Source organism: Bradyrhizobium cosmicum, from assembly GCF_032290525.1.
GTDB lineage: Bacteria > Pseudomonadota > Alphaproteobacteria > Rhizobiales > Xanthobacteraceae > Bradyrhizobium > Bradyrhizobium cosmicum_A.
In genome coordinates this window covers 1-237 of sequence record NZ_JASXTA010000586.1, presented here as the reverse complement: position 1 = coordinate 237, position 237 = coordinate 1, and the positions used below count along the sequence as shown (strand labels likewise).

At 61.6% G+C, this 237-nt stretch carries 1 protein-coding gene; it reads left to right on the top strand.

Going from position 1 to position 237, the window contains the following annotated elements; translation table 11 throughout:
- Positions 1-237: SOS response-associated peptidase family protein (locus QSV46_RS41020; protein ID WP_409997312.1), on the top strand; the 237-nt coding region annotated here is incomplete at both ends.

The following is a 237-nucleotide window of genomic DNA, read 5'->3' as shown; positions in this document are numbered from 1 at the left end:
CTGCTTGGTCCCGGCCAACGGCTTTGCCGAATATGCGCCGGAGCCCAACCCCGAGACGAAGAAGAAAGATGTGGTCTGGTTCGCACTGAATGAGGATCGCCCGCTGTTCGCGTTCGGCGGCATCTGGACGACGTTCAACGGTGATCGTGGCACCAAGTCGAAGCCGATACCTGGGCCGCATCAGGTCTACGGTTTCCTGACCACCGCGCCGAATGCGGTGGTCGAGCCGATCCATCC